This window comes from Pseudohaliea sp. (genome assembly GCF_040217025.1).
Taxonomy (GTDB): Bacteria; Pseudomonadota; Gammaproteobacteria; order Pseudomonadales; family Halieaceae; genus Pseudohaliea.
Genome location: NZ_JAVJOA010000008.1, coordinates 1,473,727 through 1,493,042 on the forward strand (window position 1 = coordinate 1,473,727; position 19,316 = coordinate 1,493,042).

Below are 19,316 nucleotides of genomic sequence, written 5' to 3' on the forward strand. Positions count from 1 at the left end.
GCGACCTTTCCGGTCCAGGGTGGGATTCCTGGTCCGGCTTCTCCAGGGCTACAGGCGCTTTGGTGCGGCACGATCCATGGGCACCCATTCCTTTCATTATGGCATACGGGTGTTTCACTATGAAATTTTCCGCCTTGCGACCAGCTGCCCCGCTGGCGGGATGAAGCGAATTGTCCGCCGCAGGAAGCCTCCGGATACTGGCCCCATCGCCCGGGACAGACCTCGCCCGGCAGAACGAACAACAGGCGGAACACCAACATGCTCAGGAAATTGCTTCGCGTCAGCGCCCCCATCGCCGTCATCGGCCTGGGGCTCGGCGCTTTCACTCTGCTCCATGCGGCAAAGCCGGAACCGGCCCGGGAGGACCCCGAACTGCGACCGACCACCGTGTACACGGCGACCGTCGATGCGGTGGATACGCAGCTCAAGGTCGAGACACAGGGGGAGGTGCGCGCGCGCACGGCCCTGGAAGTCGTGGCCCAGGTCGGCGGACGCATCACCGCCGTGTCGACCGAGTTTACCGAGGGCGGCCGCTTCGACGCCGGCGAGGTGCTCATCGAGCTCGAGGACACCGACTACCAGCTCGCCCTGCGGCAGGCCGAGGCCGCGCTGGCGGAGACCGAGCTCGCCGTCCAGCAGGCCCTGGCCGACGCGGACGTGGCCCGCAAGCAGCTGGCGGCCACGCCCAACCCCTCGGCCCTGGCGCTGAAGAAGCCACAGATCGTCCAGGCCCGCGCCCGCCAGGCAGCCGCCGAGGCGGGCCTGGAACGGGCGCGGCTGGATCTCGCGCGCACGCGCATCAGCCTGCCTTTCGCCGGCCGCGTGCAGGCCAAGGCCGTGGACGTGGGCCAGTACGTGAATGCGGGCACCCCCCTGGGCAGCGTTTTCGCCGTGGACACCGTGGAAGTCCGCCTGCCGCTCACGGACCGGCAGCTCGCCGCCCTCGACCTGCCGATCGGCTACCGCGCCACCCCCGGCGAGGGCCGCCCGGTGGCTTTCAGCGCGGATATCGCCGGCCGGCTGCACAGCTGGCGCGGCCGCCTGGTGCGCCTCGACGCCGCTGTGGACCCGACCACCCGCCTGGTCTACGGCATGGCCGAGGTCGATGCCCCCTACGGCGAGGGACGCTCCGCCGCCGGCATGCCGCTGGCCGTGGGCCTGTTCGTGAATGCGGAAATCGCCGGCCGGCCGCTGGAGAACGCCCTGCGTATCCCCGCGGCGGCGCTGCGTCCCGGTAACGCCGTGTACGTGGTGAATCCGCGCGACCGTCTCGAGATGCGCAGCGTCCGGGTCCTGCACCAGGGGCGCGAGCACGCCTTCATCGATGGCGGTCTGCGTGCCGGCGAGGCCGTCGTGACCTCTGCCCTCGAGAACCCCATCGAGGGCATGGCCCTGCGCGGGGAGCAGCGCCCGACCTTCGCCGCCGCAGGGGAGCACTGACATGCACCGCTTCATCGCCTGGTGGGTGGACAACCCCGTTGCCGCCAACCTGCTGATGCTCGGCATCGCGCTCGCGGGCTTCCTCGGCTTTTTCGCCATGGAGCGCGAGGCCTTCCCGCAGGTGAAACCGAACCGGGTGCAGGTGCAGGTCACCTGGCCCGGCGCGGCGCCGCAGGAGGTGGAGGAACAGGTCGTCGCCCGCATCGAGGACGCCCTCGACGACCTCGACAGCGTCAGCCGAAGCTACGCGACGGCCACCGAGGGCCTCGCGGAGTTGGACGTGCGAACCTACCCGGGCGTCGACATCAATGCCTTCCTGGACGAGGTCAAGAACGCCGTCGACGGCATTCCCGCCCTGCCCCGGGATATCGAGAATCCGCGCATCCAGCGCATGCAGTTCCGCAACGAGATGATCCGCGTCGCGGTGCACGGGGACCGCTCCGAGCGGGAGCTGTCGCGCCTCGCCGAGGAACTGCGCCGGGAGGCAGCCGCCCTGCCCTGGGTCTCGACCATCGATCTCTTCGGCACCCGCCGCGAGGAGGTCACCATCGCCCTCGCCGAGGACAGCCTGCGCCGCTACGGGCTCACCTTTGCCGAGGTCGCCGATGCGATCCGCGCCAGCTCCATCAATCTCTCCTCCGGCGAGGTGCGCACGGCCACCGGAGACGTTCAGCTGCGCGCGCGCAACCTCGCCGATACGGAAACGGACTTCGAGCGCATCGTCCTCCGGCAGACGCCCGATGGTGGTGTCGTCCGCGTGGGCGACGTGGCCACGATCACCGACGGTTACGAGGACGAGGAGATCCTGGCGACGCTGAACGGCGAGCCCGCCGTGCTGCTGCAGATGCTGAGCGGCGACAACATGCAGGTCGTCAAGGCGAGCGAGGCGGTCAAGGCCTGGATCGAGGAGGTGCGCCCCACGCTGCCGCCCGGGGTGGACCTGACACTGTGGTTCGACACCGCCGATCTCTACACCGCCCGCATGGAGCTCATCGGCAAGTCGGCTTACCTCGGCCTGGCGCTGGTCTTCATCGTGCTCATTCTCAGCCTGCGGCCGCGGGTCGCGCTATGGGTTACCGCGGGTATCGGGGTCGCCTTCCTCGGCACCTTTGCGCTGCTTCCGGTCAACGACGTCTCCCTGAACGTCATCTCGACCTTCGCTTTCCTGCTCGTGCTCGGTATCGTCGTCGACGACGCGATCGTGGTCGGGGAGAGCATCCACCACCACGCGCATGCGCTCGGCGGCGGCCGCGAGGCCGCGGTGGCCGGAGCCGCCGCCGTGTCGAAGCCCGTGATCTTCGCGGTACTGACCACGGTGATCGCCTTCGCCCCCTGGCTCTTCGTCAGCGGTGAGACTGCCCAGGTCACGCGGCAGCTCTCCATCGTGATCACCGTGGCGCTGGCCATCTCGCTCATCGAGGCGTTCCTGATCCTGCCCTCGCACCTTCGCGACCTCTCGCACCGCGAGAAGCTAGGTCCCGTCGCCCGGCGCCAGCGCGCCGTCGAGCAGGGTATCGTCCGCTTCGCCGAACGCGTGTACCGGCCCCTGCTCGAGCGGGCGCTCCGGCACCGCTACCTCACCGCCAGTGTCTTTGCCACGGCCTTCATCGTCAGCATCGGCCTGTTCAGTGCCGGCTGGGTCAGGTTCTACTTCATGCCGCAGGTGGAGGCGGAGCAGATCTACATCAACGTGGAGCTGCCCCCGGGCACACCCTACAGCCGCGCCCTGGAAATCCTCGACCAGCTGCAGGCGGCCGAGCGCGAGCTCATCACCGAGGTGGACGCCGCGGCGCAGGCCTCCGGAGAGGGCAGCGGCAGGGTCATCGAGGGCTGGTACACGCGCTCGCGCCGCGACAGCGTCATCGCCATCGTCAAGCTGGCGCCGCCGGAGGTGCGCGACCTCTCGGCACGGGAGACGGCAGAGCGCTTCCGCGAGCTCGTCGGGGAGATCCCCGATGCCGACGAGATCAGCGTCAACTACACGCTGAATGACTCGGACGCGGATCTTACCTACCTGCTCCGGCACCGGGACGGCGACCAGCTGCAGGCTGCGGCCCTCGCCCTGCGCGAGCAGTTGCACAGCTACCAGGGCGTCTTCGACGTCAGTGACAGCCAGCGCGGCAGCACGGACGAGATTCTCCTGCAGATGAAGCCCGGGGCCGAGCGCTTCGGTCTGTCGCTGGCGGAGGTCTCCCGCCAGGTGCGCCAGGCCTATTACGGCGAGGAGGTACAGCGGCTGCCGCGGAGCACCGGTGACGTGCGCGTCATGGTCCGCTATCCGCGCAGCGAGCGGGAGAGTCTCGCCAGCCTCGATGACTTCCGGGTCCGCACCGCCGACGGCCGCGAGGTGCCGCTCCTCTCCGTTGTAGACGTGCGGATCGGCGGCGGCGTGCAGCGCATCCAGCACCGCGACGGGGAGCGGGTGGTCACGATCAACGCGGACGTCGCCCAGGATGCGACCAGCCGCATCGCCAGCGACATGAGCGACAACTTCCTGCCCGCCTTCGAACAGCGCTTCCCCGGTCTCGTCGTCCTCAAGGGCGGCTCCCAGGAAGAGGAGCAGGAGTTCCTCGGCGAAATCACGGCCCTCTACACGGTGGCGCTCTTCGCCATGTACGCCCTCATCGCCGTCGCCTTCCGCTCCTACTGGCTGCCGCTGCTGGTGATGACCGCCATTCCCTTCGGCTTCATGGGCGCCATCTACGGCCACCTGCTCTTCGGCACGCCGCTGGCGCTGTTCTCCTACTTCGGCATCGGTGCCGCCGCGGGGGTCGTGGTCAACGATAACCTGGTGCTCATCGACTACGTGGGCCGGCTGCGCCGGGAGGGGCTGTCACCGATGCGGGCCCTCCTCGACGCCGGGGTGAACCGCTTCCGGCCGATCCTCCTCACCACGGTGACCACCTTCGTCGGGCTGCTGCCGATCATGGCGGAACGCTCCACCAACGCGCAGTTCCTGAAGCCGGCAGTGCTCAGCCTCTCCTTCGGCGTGCTCTTCGCACTGTTCGTGACGCTGCTGCTGGTACCCGCCCTCTACCTCGTCGGCGAGGACTGCAGCGCCCTGCTCGCGCGGCTGCGGCCCGGGCGGCGACTGAAGGCGTGGCTCGGTAAGGCGGCGCTGGCCGGCTGAGCCGGGCCCACCGACAAGGCGGGCCCGGCAGCATTCACTCCGGCAGGAAAGCCTCGGTCATCTTGTCGATGGACCAGGAATCGGGCTTCTGGCTCGGCGGGTACTCGCGGAAGGTCATGAGGAAACGCGTCATGACCCAGCCGCCGCGGTACATCTGCGCGGCCTTGTCCACGTACCAGTCCCAGTAGGTGTTGGAGTTGTGATCCGCGCGCTCGAAGGGATCGCGGCGCAGGTGGAACAGCTTGGGCAGGCGCAGTGTCACGAAGGGCTCGGCCCACAGCGCCATGGTCTTCGCCCGGTTCTCGGCGTACACGGCCTTCCAGTCACCGAAACGCACGGCCACCGGCGCGCCCAGGTCGTTCAGGTAGATGAACTCCTTGCGCGGCCCCTCCTCGACCTCGTCCGTGAGGTAGGGCAGGAAGTTGTAGCCATCGAGATGCAGGCGGGCCTTCTTGTTGCCGACGGTCGTGCCCTCCAGCAGCTTTGCCTTCAGCTGCGGGTCGCCGGCCGCCGCAACCAGCGTGGGCATCCAGTCGAGGTGTGACATGATTTCCGTGGATACCTGCCCGGGGGCGATCTTCCCGGGCCAGCGGACCATCGCGGGCACGCGGTAGGCCCCCTCCCAGTTCGAGTTCTTCTCGCTGCGGAAGGGGGTGATACCGGCGTCGGGCCAGGTGTTGTAGTGCACGCCGTTGTCCGTGGAATAGAAGACGATGGTGTTTTCCGCAACGCCGAGGGCATCGAGCTGGTCGAGGAGCTCACCGACGAGCTCGTCGTGGGCGACCATGACGTCGTTGTAGAAACCCTGGCCGGACTTGCCCTTGTGCTTGTCCGCCCGGTGCGTACGGAAATGCATGCCCGTGGTGTTCACCCAGGTGAAGAACGGCTTGTCGGCCTTCACCTGCCGGTCGATGAAGTCCTTGGCTGCGGTGACGAACTCCTCGTCCGCCGTCTCCATGCGCTTGCGGGTCAGCGGCCCCGTGTCCTCCACCCGGCCGTCCGCGTAGGAGCGGATGACCCCGCGCGGGCCGAACATCTCGCGGAAGCGGGGGTCCTGCGGGTAATCCTCGTCCTCCGGCTCCTCCTCCGCGTTCAGGTGGTAGAGGTTGCCGAAGAACTCGTCGAAGCCGTGCGCCGTGGGCAGGAACTCGTCGCGGTCCCCGAGGTGGTTCTTGCCGAACTGGCCCGTGGCGTAGCCGTGCTCCTTGAGCACCTCGGCGATCGTGATATCCCGGTCCTGGATACCGAGCGCTGCGCCCGGCATCCCCACCTTGGACAGCCCCGTGCGCAGCGGCGACTGCCCGGTGATGAAGCTGGAGCGCCCCGCGGTGCAGCTCTGATCGCCGTAGTAGTCGAGGAAGCGCATGCCCTCGTCGGCGATGCGGTCGATGTTGGGCGTGCCATAGCCCATGATGCCATCGCCGTAGGCACTGATGTTGGTGATGCCGATGTCATCACCCCAGATCACCAGGATGTTGGGCTTGTCCGCCGCCTGCGCGGCGACGGCCAGGGTGGCGGCGAGCACAAAGCCCAGGCGCCGGAGGGTGCTGCTGATCATGGTGTTGTCCTTCTTATCTTTGCCGTCTGGTTGTCTTGCGTCTGTCTAGCGCTGGTCTCGTCGCTGCCGGCTTCCGCCAGCGGCGGGGCCCGCAAGCCGCTGCCGAGCCTGCCCGGGCTCAGCGGCCCTCACCACGGGCGTCGAAGGCGGCTTTCTGCTCCGCCGTGGCCGGCCGCTGGTAGCGGGCCTTCCATTCCTCGTAGGGCATGCCGTAGATGCGCTCCCGCGCCTCGTCGTAGCTGAGCGTCACACCCTGTTCCTCGGCCGCGGCCACGTACCACTTCGACAGGCAGTTGCGGCAGAAGCCGGCGAGGTTCATGAGGTCGATGTTCTGTACGTCCTTGTGGCTGTCGAGGTGCGCGAGGAGCCGGCGCAGTACCGCGGCCTCGATCGCCGTGTCCGTCCCGCCGGTTTTCGCTGCGTCGTCCTGTGCTGCCATGGTCAATGATCTCCACTGTAGGCGAGCTTTACGTTAGCGCCGCCGATACGGTCCCGCAACGCCTGCAGGAGCTCTTCCGTCGGGTTGACCTGCCACCGCTCGCCCAGGCGCACCGGAGCGCGAACCCCGCCCGAGCAGTAGACCAGGCGCACCGGGCAGGCGCCGGGAGCGGCGCCGAGGGCCCGGGCGAGGAAGTCGGTAAAGGCGTCGTCCACGGCTTCCCCGGGCACCTCGATGGTCAGCTGGCGGGCCAGCCGCTGCCTCTCCTGCTCCAGGCTGTGCACAGCCTGCGCCCGCAGCACCAGGCCGCCGCTGTAGTCGTCCTGCGCCAGGCGGCCCTCTGCGATAACGATCGCATCCTTCACCAGCACATCGCGGCACTCGGCATAGGACTCGGCGTAGACCGTCATCTCGATCCGTGCACTGCGGTCATCGACGGTGGCGATGGCCATGGTGCCCCGGGCGGTCTTGGTGGTGCGCAGGGCAATGACCAGCCCCGCGACGCGCTGTGCCGCGCTGCCGTCCGGACGCAGGTCGGCGATCCGGCTCGGCGCCATGCGCCGCACCTCGCTCTCGTACTCGTCGATGGGGTGGCCCGTCACATAGAGGCCGAGGGTGTCCTTCTCGCCGGCGAGGCGTTCCCGGTCGGACCAGGGGCGCACCCGCCGGTGATCGGCATAGCAGTCGCCGGATGCCGCCGCGGCGGTGACCACGGCGTCGCCGAACAGGTCGCCCATGCCCGCCTCGAGATTGGCGGCATTCTGCTCCGCCGCGCGCAGGGCGTCGTCGATGGCGCTCATGAGCACCCAGCGCTCCACACCCAGACCGTCGAAGGCCCCCGCCCGCACCAGCGCCTCGATGGCGCGACGGTTCACCCGCCGCGGGTCCGTGCGGTCACAGAAGTCAAAAAGGTCGCGGAAGTCGCCGCTCTCACGGCGCGCCGCCAGCAGGCACTCGATAGGACCCTCGCCGAGGCCCTTGATCGCGCCGAGTCCGTAGACGATCTGCCCTTCGCCGTTCACCGTGAACGCGTAGCTGCCCTCGTTCACGTCCGGCAGCTTCACGGTGAGGCCCATGCGCCGGGCCTCCTCGATGAGCACCACGATCTTGTCGGTATTGGTCAGTTCGGAGCTCATTACCGCGGCCATGAAGGAGGCCGGGTGATGTGCCTTGAGCCAGGCGGTCTGGTAGGACACCAGGGCGTAGGCGGCCGAGTGTGACTTGTTGAAGCCGTAGCCCGCGAACTTCTCCACCAGGTCGAAGATGTGCGTCGCGAGCTCCGCGTCCACACCCTGCCGGGCGGCGCCCTCGGCGAACACGGCGCGCTGCTTGGCCATCTCCTCCGGCTTCTTCTTGCCCATGGCGCGGCGCAGCAGGTCGGCGCCGCCGAGCGTATAGCCGGCGAGCGCCTGGGCGATCTGCATCACCTGCTCCTGGTAGAGGATGATGCCGTAGGTGGGCTCGAGGATCGGCTTCAGGAGTTCGTGCTGGTAGTGCGGATCCGGGTAGGCGATGGCCTCGCGGCCGTGCTTGCGGTTGATGAAGTTGTCGACCATCCCGGACTGCAGCGGCCCGGGGCGGAACAGGGCCACCAGCGCGATGATGTCCTCGAAGCAGTCCGGCTGCAGCCGGGCGATCAGTTCCTTCATGCCCCGCGACTCGAGCTGGAACACCGCGGTGGTCTCTGCCGACTTGAGCAGGTCGAAGGTGGCGCGGTCATCGAGGGGCAGCGTGCTGATGTCGAGCGGCGCCTCGCCGGTCTTCTTCCGCTCCCCGTTGATGATGCGCACGGCCCAGTCGATGATCGTCAGCGTGCGCAGGCCCAGGAAGTCGAACTTGACCAGCCCCGCGTCCTCCACGTCGCCCTTGTCGTACTGGGTGACCAGGCTGCCGCCGTCCTCGTCGCAGTAGAGCGGCGAGAAGTCGGTGATCCTCGAGGGCGCAATCACCACGCCGCCGGCGTGCTTGCCGACGTTGCGGGTCACGCCCTCGAGCTGCTCGGCCATGTCCCAGATTTCCTGCGCCTCGCCGTCCTCGGCGAGAAAGTCGCGCAGGCTCTCCTCCTGCTCGAGGGCCTTCTCAAGGGTCATGCCGACCTCGAAAGGGATCATCTTGGACAGCTTGTCGGCGAGCCCGTAGGACTTGCCCTGCACCCGGGCCACGTCCCGGACCACGGCCTTGGCGGCCATGGTGCCGAAAGTGATGATCTGCGAAACCGCCTCGCGGCCGTACTTCCGGGCGACGTAGTCGATCACCTCGTCGCGGCGCTCCATGCAGAAGTCCACGTCGAAGTCCGGCATGGAGACCCGGTCCGGGTTGAGGAACCGCTCGAAGAGCAGGTCGTAGGCCAGGGGGTCCAGGTCGGTGATCTCCAGCGCGTAGGCGACCAGGGAACCGGCACCGGAGCCGCGCCCGGGGCCGACGGGAATGCCCTGCTCCTTGGCCCAGCGGATAAAGTCCATGACGATGAGAAAGTAGCCCGGGAAGCCCATCTGGGTGATCGTGTCGAGCTCGTGTTCCAGGCGCTGCCGGTAGCGGGTCTCCGCTTCGCTGTCGCCGGCAAGACCCAGCTTCGCCAGGCGCCGGTCGAGCCCCTCGAGGGACAGCTGGCGGAAGAAGGCATCCATGGTCAGGCCGTCGGGCACCGGGTAATCCGGCAGGCAGGGCTTGCCCAGGTCGATGACAAAATTGCAGCGCTGGGCGATGGCCACGGTGTTCTCGAGCGCTTCGGGCAGGTCCGAGAACAGCTCCGCCATCTCGGCCGGGGAGCGCAGGTACTGCTGTGGCCGATAGCGCCGCACCCGGCGCTTGTCGTCCAGGGTGCGCCCCTCGCCGATGCAGACCCGGGCCTCGTGGGCCTCGAACTCGTCCGCGGTGAGGAAGCGGACATCGTTGGTGGCGACCACCGGGCAGCCGGCTTCCGCGGCCAGTTGCACCGCCCCGTGCAGGTGATCCTCGTCGCCCTCGCGCCCGGTTCGGTGCACCTCGAGGTAGAACCGGCCGGGGTAGCGCGTCATCCACTCGCCGAGGCGCTCCGCCGCCTGCTGGCGGCGCCCGCCGACCAGGGCCCGGCCCACGTCGCCGCTGGCCCCGGCGGAAAGGGCGATGAGTCCCTCGGCGTACGCGTCGAGCCAGGCCCGGGTCACCCGCGGTACGCCCAGGCGCTGGCCCTGCGTGTAGGCCAGCGAGATCAGCTCGGTGAGGTTGCGGTAGCCGGTGTCGTCCATGACCAGCAGCGACAGCGCGGAAGTCTCGTCCTGGTCCTCCCGGTCCACCACCAGGAGATCGGCGCCGAAGATGGGCTTGATGCCGGCGGCGAAGGCCGCCTTGCTGAACTTGACCAGGCCGTAGAAGTTACAGAGGTCGGTGAGCCCCACGGCGCCCATGCCGAGCTCTGCCACCCGCCTGACCAGCGGCCCCACCCGGACCAGCCCGTCGACCAGGGAGTATTCGCTATGCAGCCGCAGGTGGACGAAATCGGTCATGGCTCGCGCTTGCCTCCTCTCGGCGCTATCACGGCGCTGTCCGCTCCCAGCAGGCGACGCACCGGGCCGAAGCTGCGCCGATGCGCCGGCGTCGGCCCCAGCCGCGCCAGGGCTTCCAGGTGCTCCGGGGTAGGATAACCCTTGTGGCGGTCGAAGCCGTAGCCCGGGTAGCGCTCGGCGAGGACGGCGAGCTCGCCGTCGCGGGTGACCTTGGCCAGGATGGAAGCGGCGGCGATCTCCCCGTGCAGGCCATCTCCCCCGACTACCGCCTCGGCACGGTAGGGCCAGCGCGGCAGCCGGTTGCCGTCCACGAGCACGTGTTCGGGTACGGTAGCGAGCCCCTCGACGGCCCGGCGCATCGCCAGCAGGGAGGCCTCGAGGATGTTCATGCGGTCGATTTCCTCGACGCTGGCGCGGCCGAGGGCCCAGGCGAGGGCCTGCTCGCGGATGAGCAGCGCGAGGGTCTCGCGGCGGCCGGCGGAGAGGCGCTTGGAATCCGCCAGCCCGGCGATGGGACGTGCCGGGTCGAGGATCACGGCGGCCGCGACGACATCGCCGGCCAGCGGGCCCCGGCCCACCTCGTCCACCCCCGCCACCGGCGCACCGCGATCCCGCAGCGCAGCCAGCTCGCCGGCGAGGAGGTCAGGCACCGGCCGGCGCGACGGCGTCAGGCCTTGCGGTCAGCGCAGAGGATCGTGGCGGAGGCGCAGAGCTCGCCGTCCACTTCCGCGCGCACGGCGAACTTCCAGATACCGCGACGGTCGCCGAGGACTTTCGCGTGCAGGTACACCTGGTCACCGGGAACGCACGGCCGCTTGAAGCGCAGGTCGTCGGCGCCGACGAAGTAGTAGATGGAGCCGTCCGCCGGCGTCTTGTCCTGGGACTTGAAGCCGAGGATACCGGCGGCCTGGGCCATGGCCTCGAGCATGAGCACGCCAGGGAAGACCGGCTTTCCCGGGAAGTGGCCCTGGAAGAACTCCTCGTTGATGCTGAGGTTCTTGTAGGCAACGATGGACTCGCCGGGCACCAGCTCGACGACGCGGTCCACGAGCAGGAAAGGATAGCGGTGCGGCAGGTGCTCGCGGATTCCGTCGATGTCCATCAGCATGTCAGTGCTCCTTTCTTCTTGTGTGAGCCGTCTTGTACGAACCGTCTTCTCCGACGAACCATGGACTGCCATGAACCGTCGTCGCGCTGCGTCGGCGGGCGCTGCCGCAGCGGACGCCCCGTTCGCGCCGGGGCGCCCTGCCCCGGGCCTTACTGCGCGTTCAGCTGGTTCAGCTTGTCGGTTACCTTGGCAGTGATGCTGTAACCCGGGTCCGCGTGGATCACCGACTCCCGCTGCAGCAGGAGACCGATGCCCTCGGTCTGGATCAGGTCACGGAGCACTTCCTGCACCATGGGCGACATCTCCTGCAGCAGCGCCTGGCCGGTCTGCTGCTCCGCCGCCTGCAGCTTACCCGCGACGTGCTCGAGGTCGGACTGCTTGGATGCCAGCTTCTTGCGCGCGGCGAGCTGCTGCTCCTGGCTCATGACGGCGGCGTCTTTCTGGAAATCCTGCACCAGCTCGTCGAGCTCCTTCTTCAGCTGGTCGAACTCCTTCTTGTCGGCCTTGTAGTCCTCCTGGTTCCGCACCTGTTCGAGCTCCTGCTGGGCGCGGTCGGATTGCAGGATGGCCTGCTGCAGGTTGACGACGGCGATTTTGCCCTGGGCGGCGGCGAGGGCCGGCAGGGTCAGCGCTGCGAGCGCCAGGGTCAGTTTGGCGAGTCTGGTCACGATACTCTCCCGTAGTTCACTGTAAGTAGTTTACTGTCAGTTGGTTGCTGTAGGTCATTGGCCCACGGTGGTCAGAAACCGCGGCCGAGGGTGAACTGGAACACTTCCTCACGATCGATATCGGAGGCGTTCAGCGGCTTGGCAAGGCTGAAGGTCATGGGGCCGAAGCCGGAAATCCAGGTCACGCCGATCCCTGCAGAGTAGCGGAGTTCATCCGGGTCGATATCGAAGCAGTTCAGCTGGTCGCCACCGCACTTGGTGTCGAAGACGTTGCCGATATCGAAGAAGAACGCCGAGCGCAGGCGGCTGCGGTCCTTGATGAAGGGCAGCGGGAACAGCAGTTCCGCGGAGCCCTCGATGAGAGCGTTGCCGCCGAAGGGCGGCGGACGCCGGAAATTCTGTACTTCCTGGAAGCTGAGCTTGTCCGTCGTCGGGTCGAGGACATAGCCGAACTGGTTGCCGTCGGGGCCGCCGACCTCCGTCGGGTTGCCATCTTCATCAATGCCCGTGGTCGGCTGGTTGACGTCGTAGATGACCGGCGGCGTACTCCGCGGACCGAGCGTGTTCACCTCGTAACCGCGCACGGAGCCGAAGCCACCGGCAAAGAAGTGCTCGTAGAACGGCAGGTCCGTGGTGTCGCCGTAGCCGTCGCCATAGCCCAGCTCCGTGCGGAAATGCAGCACCCACTCGTTGTAGACGGGGAAGTAGATTTCCCCACGGTAGGTGAGCTTGAAGAACTCGAGGTCGGACAGCGGCATGGCCACTTCCAGGGCCACGGACTGGGACGCACCGCGCGTGGCCAGCTGGCCCCGGTTGAGCGTGGACTGGGTCCAGCTGGTGGTGATGGTCCAGTTCAGGAACTCGTCGCCGTTTTCATCGAGGAAGCCGGGCTCGTCCGGAATCGTCAGCGCGCTGTCCGGCAGCTCCGTGATCGGGCGGATCGCCTCCGGCTCCAGGAAGGTGCCGTCCTGCTGGCGGGTGCTCTCGTAGAAGTTGTCGATGCCTTCGATGAGCCGGGGGCTGGAGCGGATTTCCTGCACAGCGAAGCGGCCGGCGGTGATCTCCGTGCTCTCCACACCGAAGCTGAAGCCCAGGCGCTCCGTCTCCTTGATCGGGTAGCCGAAGTTGAGGCCGGCGCCGTAGGTGTCCGTCGTGTAGCTGGCGACGTTCACCTCGTTGAGGTCCGTGGACCGGTAGTAGACGTTGAAACCGCGGCTCACGCCGTCCTCGGTGAAATAGGGGTTGGTGTAGCTGAAGTTGACCTGGTCCTGGAAGCGCGAGGAATTGACACCGATGCCCACACGCTTGCCGCTGCCGAGGAAGTTGTTCTGCTGCAGGTTCACGCCGAGGATGACACCGGCGTCCTGGGCGTAACCGAGGCTGGCGCCGATGCTGCCGGAGGATTGCTCCTCGACTTCGAACTCGACGTCGATGAGGTCATCGTGGCCCGGGACTTCCGGGGTTTCCACCGTGGCGTTACTGAAGAAGCCGAGACGCTGCAGGCGGATACGGGACTGCTCGATGGCGGCAGCGGAGGCCGGTGCGCTCTCCATCTGGCGCATCTCGCGGCGCAGCACGTCGTCGGCGGTGCGCATGTTGCCCTTGAAGCTGATGCGGCGGACATAGGTCCGCTTGCCCGGGTCAATGAAGAACTTGATGCCGACGGTGTTGTCGTCCTCGTTGATTTCCGGAATGCCGGTGACCTTGGCGAAGTTGTAGCCCTCGTTGCCGAGGCGACGGGTGATGTAGTCCTCCGTGGCGGTGACCAGCTGCTGCGAGTAGGTCTGCCCCTCGGTGATCAGGATGAAGCGCCGGAGGTCGCTCTCGTCGAGCACGAGGTCCCCGGACAGGCCCACCGAGTTGACCGAGAACTTCTCGCCCTCGCTGACGTTGGCGGTGATGAACACCTCCTCCTTGTTGGGCGATACGGAGACCTGCGTGGAATCGATGCTGAACTGCAGGTAGCCGCGGTCCATGTAGTAGGACGTCAGGGCCTCGAGGTCGCCCGTGAGTTTCTCCCTGGAGTACTTGTCGTCGTTGGTGAAGAAGGACAGCCAGCCGGTCTCCTTCAGCTCGAAGACATCCTGCAGCTCCTCGTCGCCGAACACGGAGTTGCCGACGATATTGACATGCTTGATGGCAGCGACCGTGCCCTCGTCGACGTCGATGTTCACCGACACCCGGTTGCGCGGCTCCGGCAGCACCTCGGTCTCGATGTTAGCGTCGTAGCGGCCCTGCTGCACGTACTGGCGCTGCAGCTCGAGCTGCATGCCCTCCAGGGTAGAGCGCTGGAAGACCTGGCCGACCGCGAGGCCGGCACTCTTCAGGCCGTCGAGGAGGGCCTCGGTCTCGATGGCCTTGTTGCCCTCGATGTTGATCTCGCTGATGCTCGGGCGCTCGGCGACGACGACCACGAGGACGTTACCGTCACGGCCGATGCGAATGTCGTCGAAGTTGCCGGTGGCAAAGAGGTTGCGCGCCGTGGCCTGGATGCTCCCCGTATCGGCGACATCGCCGACGCCGATGGGCATGGCGGCGAAAACACTGCCGGCGGAGATACGCTGCAGGCCCTCGACCCGGATGTCGGAGACCACGAACCCCTGGGCCCAGGCCAGCGGGGCCAGGAGCCACAGGGCAAGGAGCCAGTTGCGGCAAATCAGCTGTCGCGTTTTCAAGGCGTTTCCAACAATCAGCAAAGCGCGCTCGCAGCACCGGCCGCCCGCGGCGCCGGCGCCCTCCCGCTAGAGGCGCGCAAAATCGTTATACAGTGCCAGCGCCATCAGGCTGATCACCAGGAAGAGGCCGACCTGGTAACCCACCACCTGGATGCGCTCAGGCACCGGTCGTCCAGCCACCAATTCTACCGTGTAATACAGCAGATGACCGCCATCGAGCACCGGAATCGGCAAAAGATTGAGCACGCCGAGGCTCACGCTGAGCAGGGCGAGAAAGCCGATATAGGATTCGAGGCCGGACTTGGCTGAGGTGGACGCCACTTTAGCAATGGTGATCGGGCCGCTCAAGTTCTTCGGCGAGATCAGCCCCTGCAGCATCTTGCGCACGGACTCCAGGGTGAAGGCCACCAGTTCACCGGTGCGCTGGATCCCCGCGCCGAGGGCCGCGATGGGGCCGCGCTCAAACTCCCGGCGCAGGTGGTCGGGCATGGGAGGAATCGCCACGGCCATGCCGATGCGGCCGATGGTCTCGCCCTCGTCCGTGGTCGCCGGCTCCGGCACGATGCGGGTCTCGAATTCGCTGCCGTTCTCCCGGCGAACGCGCAGGTCGATGGGCTGCCCCGGGCGCTCGCGCACGTAGCCGACCCAGTCCTCCCAGAGCGCCATGGGCCGGCCGTCGGCGCTCAGCACCAGGTCGCCGACCGCGAGACCGGCGCGCTCGGCCGCGCCGCCGGGCACGATCTCGTTCGCGCGCGGCTCGATGGGCGGGGTGTAGAGCTGGATACCGATGCCCCCGAGCAGGTCCGGTTCCTCTTCGCCCGCGAGCCAGGCGTCGAGGCGGGCATTGGATTCGTAGCGGATGTCAGAGTCCGGGTAGCGGGCCGTGAAGCGGATTTCGCCCGTATCGCCGATACGCTCGAGGAGGCGGAAGCTGAGCGCCTGCCAGGTGGGCGTCTCCCGCCCGTCCACGGCGACGATCTCCTGGCCGGCCTCGAGCCCCGCGAGGTCCGCCACGGAGCCGGCCTTCACCTCGCCGATGACCGGCGCGTAGCCGCTCTCCCCGGCGAGGAACAGGCCCCAGTAGGCGACGATGGCCAGCAGGAAATTGGCCAGCGGCCCCGCCGCCACCACGGCGATGCGCTGCAGCACCGGCTTGCGGTTGAACGCGCGGTCGAGCTCTTCCGCCGGCACCTCGCCCTCGCGCTCGTCGAGCATCTTCACGTAGCCGCCGAGGGGAATGGCGGCGAGGGTGTACTCCGTGCCCTGGCTGTCGTGCCAGCGGGCCAGGGGCCTGCCGAAGCCGATGGAGAAGCGCAGCACCTTGACGCCACAGCGGCGCGCGACCCAGAAATGGCCGAACTCGTGCACGGCGACCAGGATCGCCAGCGTTCCCAGGGTAATGAGAATGGTTTGCAACAGGTCCATCAGCGCTCCGATTGTGCCAGCGGAGCCCGGCCGCGGGCGCGCATGAGCTCGCCGGCCACCTGCCGGGCCTCGCTATCCGCAGCTTCGACCACAGCCAGGCTCTCGGGTTCAACACGGCTTACGCGGGCCAGGGTCTCCTCGATGACCGCCGGGATCTCCATGAAGCCGATGGCCCCGTCGAGGAAACCGGCTACCGCGATCTCGTTGGCGGCATTGCAGGCAGCCATGGTCGTGCCGCCCGCGGCAATGGCCTCGCGGGCGATACGCAGACAGGGGAAACGCCCTTCGTCCGGCGCCTCGAAGTCCAGCCGGGCGGTCTCGAAGAGGTCCAGCGGCGTGACGCCCGCGGCGAGGCGCTCGGGCCAGCCGAGGCCGTAGGCAATGGGCGTGCGCATGTCCGGGTTGCCGAGCTGGGCCAGCACCGAGCCATCGCGGTACTGCACCAGCGAATGGATCACGCTCTGCGGGTGCACCACGATGGTCACCTGCGCGGGCCCGACGCCGAAAAGCCAGCAGGCCTCGGCCAGCTCCAGGCCCTTGTTCATGAGCGTGGCCGAGTCCACGGAGATCTTCCGGCCCATGGACCAGTTCGGGTGCGCGCAGGCCTGGTCCGGCGTGGCCGCGGCGATGCGGGCCGCGTCCCAGGTGCGGAACGGCCCGCCGGACGCAGTCAGCAGGATACGGTCGACGCCGGCAAGGCCGGGACGGGCACCGTCGTCCACGGGCAGGCACTGGAAGATGGCGTTGTGCTCGCTGTCGATGGGCAGCAGCAGCGCCCCCGCGTCGCGTACCGCCGACATGAACAGGGCACCGGCCATGACCAGCGCCTCCTTGTTGGCCAGGAGCACCCGCTTGCCGGCGTTCGCCGCCGCCAGGGTCGCGGGCAGCCCGGCGGCGCCGACGATGGCCGCCATCACGGCATCCACGGCCGGGTCCGCTGCCACCTGGTCGAGCCCCGCGCCGCCCGCGAGCACGGTAGTCGGCGAGCCCGCCGAGGCCAGCTCCCGCTGCAGTTCCTCGGCCGCGGCCTCATCGGTCATCACCGCGTAGCGCGGCGCATGCACCAGGCACTGGTCGCGGAGCGCGGCGACGGAGCGCTGCGCGGTGAGGGCGTGGACGGCGAAGCGGTCCGGGTGCCGGGCGATCACATCCAGCGTGTTGACGCCGATGGACCCGGTGGAACCGAGGACCGTGACCTGTTGCCTGGTGGTCCGTGCCATGGTCAGTACCCCGCGAGAAGAAGACCAAGGGTGAAGGTAGGCGCTGCGCCGCAGAGGCTGTCGAGGCGGTCGAGCAGGCCGCCGTGGCCCGGCAGCAGCGAGCTGGAGTCTTTCACACCGCTTTCCCGCTTGACCATGCTCACCGTGAGGTCGCCGAGGACGGAGGTCAGCGCGGTGGCCAGCGCCACCGCCACCACCGCGGCGATGCCGAGGTGGTCGAAGCGCGTCGGCAGCGACGTCCACAGCAGCGCGGCGACGGCCACGCTGCAGGCAACGCCGCCCCAGAATCCCTCCCAGGTCTTGGCGGGACTCACGGACGGCGCCAGGTAGTGACGCCCGAAGCGCTTGCCGGTGAAAAAAGCGCCGATGTCCGAAGCGGCGACCAGCAGCACCAGTACCACCATCAGGGCGCCGCCGAGGGGCAGCGTGAGCAGGTAAACGGCCGCCACCCAGGCGGGCACGAGGACGAGCAGGCCCATGACCATGCGCACGGGCCGCGAGTTCCAGATCATCGCGCTGCCCGGGAAGGCGCGGACCCAGAGCAGCGCAAAACACCACCAGAGGCAGGCCAGGCCCAGCACCGGCTGCACATCCGCCCGGCGTGGCGTCTCCCCCAGCGGCAGGAGGAACCAGGCCCCGGTGCAGCCACCGAGCACGAGCAACGCGTACAGGGACTGCAGCGCGGCGCCACGCAGCCCGGCGAGGGGCGCCCACTCCCAGGCGCCGGCGGCCACCACCAGCGCAAAAACGGCGGCGAGCGCGGCGAGGGGCAGGAAAAAGATGCCGGCCAGGAAAAGCCCCGCCATGGCGAGAGCCGTGATAACGCGTTGCCTAAGCATCCAGGTCGCCGCCGGCGACGAGCCCGTCGGGCTCGCGCTGGCCGAAGCGGCGCTCGCGCCGGGAATAGTCGGCCAGGGCGCGGGCGAACTCCAGCTCGCCGAAGTCCGGCCAGAGCGTGGGAGTGAAGTAGAGCTCGCTGTAGGCGAAATGCCAGAGCAGGAAATTGCTGATGCGGGCGTCGCCGCCGGTGCGGATACACAGGTCCGGCAGCGGCAGCTCCGCCAGGCTGAGCTCGGCGGCGAGGGTCGTCTTGTCGATCGAGGCCGGGTCCAGTTCGCCGCTGGCGGCGCGCTCGGCCAGGCGCCGGGCGGCGCGGGCGATATCCCACTGGCCGCCGTAGTCCACGGCGATCACCACCGTCGCCTCCCGGTTGTCCGCGGTGGTGCGCTCCGCGTGCTCCATGAGCCGCTGCAGGCGCGCGCTGAAGCGGGTCCGCTCCCCGATGAAGCGCAGGCGCACGCCATCGTCGCGCAGCTGCTTGACCTCCGTGCGCAGGTAGCGAGAAAGCAGCGCGAGCAGGGCGCGGACCTCGTGCCGGGGCCGGCCCCAGTTCTCGCTGCTGAAGGCGAAAAGGGTGAGCACCTCCACGCCGTGGTCACGGCAGGCCTGCATGACGCTGCGCACGGCCTCCACCCCGGCGCGATGCCCGGCGGGACCGGGCAGGCCGCGGCGCTTGGCCCAGCGGTTGTTGCCGTCCATGATGATGGCGACGTGGCGCGGCACGACCACCGGAGGTTTACCGCTCGGTGCGGTCATCGCAAACCGTCAGATTTCCATCAGGTCGGCTTCCTTGTCCGAGAGCATCGAGTCCACCCGGGCAATGTAGCCGTCTGTGAGTTTCTGCACCGCGTCCTGGCCGCGGCGCTCGTCGTCCTCGCTGATCTCCTTCTCCTTGACCAGGTCCTTGAGCATGGCCATGGCGTCGCGGCGGGCGTTGCGGATGGACACGCGCGCCGATTCCGCCTCGCCCCGGGCCTGCTTGATGTAGCCCTTGCGGGTTTCCTCGGTCAGCGGAGGCATCGGGATGCGGATGACCTCGCCCGCCGTGGCCGGGTTCAGGCCGAGGTCGGACTTCATGATCGCGCGCTCCACCTCCGGGATCATGGATTTGTCCCAGACCGTGAGGCTCAGGGTGCGCGCGTCCTCGACATTGACGTTGGCCACCTGGTTCAGCGGCGTATCGGCGCCGTAGTAGGGCACCTTGAGCCCGTCGAGGATGCTCGGATGCGCCCGCCCGGTGCGGATCTTGTTGAAGTGGGTGCCGAGGGCGTCGAGGCTGTTTTTCATGCGCTGCTCGGCCTCGGACTTGATATCGTTGATCACGCTTT

General features: G+C 68.2%; 14 protein-coding genes. 2 read left to right on the top strand and 12 right to left on the bottom strand.

Going from position 1 to position 19,316, the window contains the following annotated elements:
- The first annotated feature begins 258 nt into the window (after positions 1-258).
- Entirely contained in the window at positions 259-1,440 is a 1,182-nt protein-coding gene (locus RKE50_RS10760; RefSeq protein ID WP_350036404.1) for an efflux RND transporter periplasmic adaptor subunit, read from the top strand.
- A gap of 1 nt (position 1,441) precedes the next feature.
- A complete protein-coding gene (locus RKE50_RS10765) occupies positions 1,442-4,570 on the top strand; it encodes an efflux RND transporter permease subunit (RefSeq protein WP_350036405.1) in 3,129 nt (1,042 codons plus the stop codon).
- Positions 4,571-4,604: 34 nt separating this feature from the next.
- Here the strand turns inward: RKE50_RS10765 and RKE50_RS10770 are convergent, their stop codons facing one another.
- From RKE50_RS10770 to frr, 12 genes are all read right to left on the bottom strand, one after another.
- Entirely contained in the window at positions 4,605-6,128 is a 1,524-nt protein-coding gene (locus tag RKE50_RS10770) for an arylsulfatase (RefSeq protein WP_350036406.1), read from the bottom strand.
- A gap of 118 nt (positions 6,129-6,246) precedes the next feature.
- Positions 6,247-6,567 (bottom strand): DUF1244 domain-containing protein, encoded by a 321-nt coding sequence (locus RKE50_RS10775; RefSeq protein ID WP_350036407.1) that lies wholly within the window; start codon positions 6,565-6,567, stop codon positions 6,247-6,249.
- 2 nt (positions 6,568-6,569) lie between these two features.
- Entirely contained in the window at positions 6,570-10,052 is a 3,483-nt protein-coding gene (dnaE, locus tag RKE50_RS10780; RefSeq protein WP_350036408.1) for a DNA polymerase III subunit alpha, read from the bottom strand.
- On the bottom strand, positions 10,049-10,702 hold the full coding sequence (gene rnhB / locus RKE50_RS10785; protein WP_350036409.1) for a ribonuclease HII: 654 nt from the start codon (positions 10,700-10,702) through the stop codon (positions 10,049-10,051). The genes dnaE and rnhB overlap by 4 nt, the downstream gene beginning before the upstream one ends.
- Before the next feature lie 17 nt (positions 10,703-10,719).
- Positions 10,720-11,157: a 3-hydroxyacyl-ACP dehydratase FabZ gene (gene fabZ, locus RKE50_RS10790; protein ID WP_350036504.1), complete on the bottom strand. Its 438-nt coding sequence runs from the start codon at positions 11,155-11,157 to the stop codon at positions 10,720-10,722.
- 152 nt (positions 11,158-11,309) lie between these two features.
- Positions 11,310-11,828, bottom strand: coding sequence for an OmpH/Skp family outer membrane protein (locus tag RKE50_RS10795; RefSeq protein ID WP_350036410.1), 519 nt, complete (start codon positions 11,826-11,828; stop codon positions 11,310-11,312).
- A gap of 71 nt (positions 11,829-11,899) precedes the next feature.
- Positions 11,900-14,485 carry an outer membrane protein assembly factor BamA gene (gene bamA / locus RKE50_RS10800; RefSeq protein WP_502937886.1) on the bottom strand — a complete coding sequence of 862 codons (2,586 nt, stop codon included), beginning with the start codon at positions 14,483-14,485 and terminating at the stop codon, positions 11,900-11,902.
- A gap of 84 nt (positions 14,486-14,569) precedes the next feature.
- Positions 14,570-15,928 (bottom strand): RIP metalloprotease RseP, encoded by a 1,359-nt coding sequence (rseP, locus tag RKE50_RS10805; RefSeq protein WP_350036412.1) that lies wholly within the window; start codon positions 15,926-15,928, stop codon positions 14,570-14,572.
- The gene (gene ispC / locus RKE50_RS10810; RefSeq protein WP_350036413.1) at positions 15,928-17,148 is read right to left on the bottom strand and encodes a 1-deoxy-D-xylulose-5-phosphate reductoisomerase; all 1,221 of its coding nucleotides are present in this window, start codon (positions 17,146-17,148) and stop codon (positions 15,928-15,930) included. Before ispC ends, rseP begins: the two co-directional genes overlap by 1 nt.
- A 2-nt stretch (positions 17,149-17,150) precedes the next feature.
- A complete protein-coding gene (locus RKE50_RS10815) occupies positions 17,151-17,987 on the bottom strand; it encodes a phosphatidate cytidylyltransferase (RefSeq protein ID WP_350036414.1) in 837 nt (278 codons plus the stop codon).
- Positions 17,980-18,687 (bottom strand): polyprenyl diphosphate synthase, encoded by a 708-nt coding sequence (gene uppS / locus RKE50_RS10820; protein ID WP_502937887.1) that lies wholly within the window; start codon positions 18,685-18,687, stop codon positions 17,980-17,982. The genes RKE50_RS10815 and uppS overlap by 8 nt, the downstream gene beginning before the upstream one ends.
- 66 nt (positions 18,688-18,753) lie before the next feature.
- On the bottom strand, positions 18,754-19,311 hold the full coding sequence (gene frr / locus RKE50_RS10825) for a ribosome recycling factor (RefSeq protein ID WP_350036416.1): 558 nt from the start codon (positions 19,309-19,311) through the stop codon (positions 18,754-18,756).
- Positions 19,312-19,316 lie beyond the last annotated feature (5 nt).

Coding starts and splice junctions, on each gene's coding strand:
- RKE50_RS10760 (WP_350036404.1), top strand. CDS start 259: ATGCTCAGGAAATTGCTTCGCGTCAGCGCCCCCATCGCCGTCATCGGC.
- RKE50_RS10765 (WP_350036405.1), top strand. CDS start 1,442: ATGCACCGCTTCATCGCCTGGTGGGTGGACAACCCCGTTGCCGCCAAC.
- RKE50_RS10770 (WP_350036406.1), bottom strand. CDS start 6,128: ATGATCAGCAGCACCCTCCGGCGCCTGGGCTTTGTGCTCGCCGCCACC.
- RKE50_RS10775 (WP_350036407.1), bottom strand. CDS start 6,567: ATGGCAGCACAGGACGACGCAGCGAAAACCGGCGGGACGGACACGGCG.
- dnaE (WP_350036408.1), bottom strand. CDS start 10,052: ATGACCGATTTCGTCCACCTGCGGCTGCATAGCGAATACTCCCTGGTC.
- rseP (WP_350036412.1), bottom strand. CDS start 15,928: ATGGACCTGTTGCAAACCATTCTCATTACCCTGGGAACGCTGGCGATC.
- ispC (WP_350036413.1), bottom strand. CDS start 17,148: ATGGCACGGACCACCAGGCAACAGGTCACGGTCCTCGGTTCCACCGGG.
- RKE50_RS10815 (WP_350036414.1), bottom strand. CDS start 17,987: ATGCTTAGGCAACGCGTTATCACGGCTCTCGCCATGGCGGGGCTTTTC.
- uppS (WP_502937887.1), bottom strand. CDS start 18,687: ATGGACGGCAACAACCGCTGGGCCAAGCGCCGCGGCCTGCCCGGTCCC.